Origin of the sequence: Pseudomonas sp. UBA6323 (assembly GCF_002439135.1) — a bacterium.
Lineage (GTDB): Bacteria > Pseudomonadota > Gammaproteobacteria > Pseudomonadales > Pseudomonadaceae > Aquipseudomonas.
Genome location: NZ_DJSX01000096.1, coordinates 1 through 3463 on the forward strand (window position 1 = coordinate 1; position 3463 = coordinate 3463).

Genomic DNA, 3463 nt, shown 5'->3' on the forward strand with positions numbered 1-3463 from the left:
CGGTCTGGGGTTTCTTCTTTGTGCTCTGAAAAGTTTGGAAGAGCGGCTGCGCATCTAACGAGAGAGCATGTCGGCCTTTGGCGCCGCTCGGGTAGAATGCGCGAATTCTGCAGGGGACTTTCATGTCTGACTCGCCGCCCGAACCTTCCTTGTCATCCTTGCCGCTCGAGCAACTGGTCGCCTGTCACGAGTGCGATCTGCTGATGCGCAAGCCGTTGTTGCAGGACGGGGAAAGTGCCGAATGCCCGCGCTGTGGCTACGAACTGTTCAGCCATCGGCATCATGTGGTGCGACGTAGCATGGCACTGGTGCTGACCGCTTTGCTGTTGTACGTCCCGGCCAACTTTCTGCCGATCATGCAGCTCAATCTGCTGGGCCAGACTACGCAGGATACCGTGTGGAGTGGCGTGCTTGGCCTCTACGAGAGCGGCATGCAGGGTATTGCCGTGGTGGTTTTCCTCAGCAGCATGGCGGTTCCGTTGCTAAAGCTGCTCTGCCAGTTGCTGGTGTTGCTGAGCATTCGTTTCGACTTCGGTCGCAGCTACGGTTTGTTGCTCTATCGGATCTATCATCATATGCGCGAGTGGGGAATGCTCGAGGTTTATCTGATGGGCATTCTGGTGGCGATGGTGAAGTTGATGGACCTGGCTGACCTGAGCCTGGGCCTGGGGTTGTTCTGTTTCATCGCATTGCTGCTGGTGCAGGTGTGGCTTGAAGTGACCATGTCACCGCATCAGATCTGGGAAGCGTTGTCCGGGGAGGATATCCATGCGGGCGATTGATGCCGGGCTGCAGGTGTGCCATGAGTGCCACCAGCTCAACCCGATCGAAGAGGATGTCAGGCACCAATACTGCAGTCGCTGCGGCGGACAGTTACACGCACGTCGGCCCAATAGCCTGGCGCGTACCTGGGCCTTGTTGCTGACGTCGGCGATTCTCTATGTCCCGGCCAACCTGCTGCCGATCATGACGGTCAACAGTTTGGGCAGAGGCGCGCCAGCGACCATCATGGGCGGTGTGCTGGAACTCGTTCACCTGGGCATGTTGCCGATTGCGGCTGTGGTGTTCATCGCCAGTATTCTGGTGCCCACGTTCAAGTTGGTGGGTATCGCTCTATTGTTGTACTCGGTGCAGCGGCATCAGCCGATGTCCGCCCGCCAGCGTATTCTCATGTATCGCTTCATCGAGTGGATCGGCCGCTGGTCGATGCTCGACATCTTCGTCATCGCAATTCTGGTGGCGTTGGTAAATTTCGGCAGCCTGGCCAGCATCGAAGCTGGAGCGGGCGCCGCTGCCTTTGCCTGTGTGGTGATCCTGACCATGCTGGCGGCACTGACTTTCGACCCTCGTCTCATCTGGGACAACACGGAAATCGACCATGACTGACCTTCCTCTGGCCAAGACGCGTCCTGCTTCGAACTGGTCGGCCATCTGGGTGCTGCCTCTTATTGCCCTGCTGATCGGCGGTTGGCTGGCCTGGCGTGCGTACAGCGATGCCGGTGTCGAAATCGAGGTGGTGTTCCTGACAGGTGAAGGCATCCAGGCCGGCAAGACCGAGGTGATCTACAAGGGCATGTCGGTGGGCAAGGTCGTGGCCTTGGCGCTGGATCGCGGTGAAAACAGCCGTGGTGTGATCGCGACCGTGGAAATGAACCAGGACATGGAAAAGAATCTGGGCAGCGAGACGCGCTTCTGGCTGGTCAAGCCCAGCGTCAGTCTGGCCGGCATTACCGGGCTGGAGACCCTGGTCTCGGGCAACTACATCGCCGTCAGCCCCGGCCAGGGCGANNCGCTGGCCGACGCGCCGCCGATGTCCGACAGCGAACCAGGCCTGCACCTGATTCTCAAGGCCGAACGACTGGGCTCGCTGAGCAAGGACAGCCCAGTGTTCTACAAGCAGATTCAGGTCGGCCGGGTGAAGAGCTACAAGCTCGGCGAAGACCAGAGCACGGTCGAGGTGAAACTGTTCATCCAGCCGCAGTACGCCAACCTGGTACGCAAGCACACGCGTTTCTGGAACGCCAGCGGGATCTCCATCGACGCCGGCCTCTCGGGCGTCACGGTGCGCACCGAGTCACTGGCCAGCATCGTGGCCGGCGGCATCGCCTTCTCCACACCCGAACACCGGGCCGACAGTCCGCCCACCGACCCCAGCATTCCCTTCCGCCTCTACGAGGACTACGACGCGGCCCAGGCCGGCATCAGGGTCGCGCTGAAGCTGCAGGATTTCGAAGGGCTGGAGGCCGGCCGCACGCCGGTGATGTACAAGGGCATCCAGGTCGGGCAGATGAAGACCTTCAAGGTCGATACCGATCTGAGCGGCGCACAGGTCGAGCTGATGCTCGATCCGCGCGTCGAGGATTACCTAGTCGAGGGCACCGATTTCTGGGTGGTCCGTCCTTCCATTTCGCTGGCCGGCATTACCGGCCTGGAGGCGCTGGTCAAGGGCAACTACATCGCCATGCGTCCGGGTGAGAGCGGCAAACCGGCGGCCCGCTCCTTCGAGGCCAGGGCCAAGGCGCCGCCACTCGATCTGGGCGCGCCCGGGCTGCACCTGGTGCTGTTCAGCGATACTCTTGGCTCGATGGAAGTGGGCAGCCCGGTACTCTACAAGCAGGTGCGGGTTGGCTCGGTACAGAGCTTCCAGTTGTCGCGTGATGACCGCCAGGTGGTGCTCGGTGTGCATATCGAGCCGGAGTACACGCACCTGGTGAACACCTCCACGCGCTTCTGGAACGCCAGCGGTATTACCCTCAAAGGCGGGCTGTCGGGGGTCGAGGTCAAGAGCGAGTCGCTGCAGACCTTACTGGCCGGCGGTATTGCCTTCGAGACACCGGATCTACAGGCCAGCAGGTCGAACCGCCAGGTGCAGCGTTTTGCGCTGCACGCGGACCGTGAAAGCGCCTTGCAGCTAGGGCAGCAGATCAGTATTCGCGTCAGTGACGGCGACGGTCTGCAGCCAGGTACGCTCGTACGCTACAAGGGCCTGGAGGTCGGCAAGGTGGAGAGCCTGAGCCTGACCGATGACATGCAGGCGGTGATCCTGAATGTGCGCATTACTCAGGCCGCCGAGCAGATCGCCCGTGAGGGTACGCAGTTCTGGGTGGTGAAGCCGGAGTTGAGTCTGACCCGCGCCGCGAATCTCGGCACCCTTGTCAGCGGTCAGTATCTGGAGGTGCGACCTGCGGGCCTGAAGGGGGCACGCCGTAGCGAGTTCACCGCGCTGGCCAGCGCCCCGAATCAGGCCGTTCGTGAGGAAGGCCTGCGCCTGGTGTTGAGTGCGCCGCGGCGCGGCTCGATCAAGCCGGGGGTGATCGTCAGCTACCGCGAGGTGCCGGTGGGCAAGGTGGTGGATTTCGAACTGGGGCCGACTTCGGATCGTGTATTGATCCATGTGCTGATCGAGCCGCGCTACGCGCCGCTGGTGCGTTCGGGCAGCCGTTTCTGGAACGCCAGCGGTATT

General features: G+C 61.7%; 3 protein-coding genes. All 3 read left to right on the forward strand.

The window, feature by feature from the left end; translation table 11 throughout:
- Positions 1–122: 122 nt before the first annotated feature.
- Positions 123–782, forward strand: a complete 660-nt coding sequence (locus B3P22_RS22165; RefSeq protein WP_197858274.1) for a paraquat-inducible protein A — start codon at positions 123–125, stop codon at positions 780–782.
- Complete coding sequence (locus tag B3P22_RS22170) at positions 769–1386, forward strand: paraquat-inducible protein A (protein ID WP_296272546.1); 618 nt, start codon at positions 769–771, stop codon at positions 1384–1386. Before B3P22_RS22165 ends, B3P22_RS22170 begins: the two co-directional genes overlap by 14 nt.
- Positions 1379–3463, forward strand: a 2085-nt coding sequence (locus B3P22_RS22175; RefSeq protein WP_296272547.1) for an MlaD family protein, incomplete at its 3' end; no start/stop codon positions are given. The genes B3P22_RS22170 and B3P22_RS22175, both read left to right, overlap by 8 nt.

Excerpts from the sequence above, each read along its gene's own strand:
- B3P22_RS22165 (WP_197858274.1), top strand. The coding sequence starts at position 123 with ATGTCTGACTCGCCGCCCGAACCTTCCTTGTCATCCTTGCCGCTCGAG.
- B3P22_RS22170 (WP_296272546.1), top strand. The coding sequence starts at position 769 with ATGCGGGCGATTGATGCCGGGCTGCAGGTGTGCCATGAGTGCCACCAG.